Consider the following 424-nt stretch of genomic DNA (forward strand, 5'->3'; position numbering starts at 1 on the left):
CCAGGTCACATTTTTCTCTTCTTCCTTATCAATATTGGAACCCCTATTGATTAAAATCACATTCTCAGTCCTTAGTACGAAAATAGGTTTCGTGCCTACCCGCCTATTTTCATGTCCCGACATCCTCTGGATGTCTCCTGTTTAGGTCAGTATCCGGCATCCGAATGGATGCCTCTTCAAAAGCTCGATGAAATCGAGCGGCCCGACCGTATCGTGGTGTCACGCCACAAAAAGGGTGGCATGACGGTTATCCTTTATAAAAGGAATTGGGTGGTTTCCTCATAATTCTTAAGCAGAGAGGGTGTTATTTCTTTCATCAGACCCGGTTGGGCATTAATGATTTCCATGGCCTCAGGATTGGGCTGAGGGATGAAATCATCCCCCGGATAACCCAATTCCAGCGCCCGGCAAAAAATATTCCCCA

Source organism: Candidatus Aquicultor sp., from assembly GCF_054640775.1.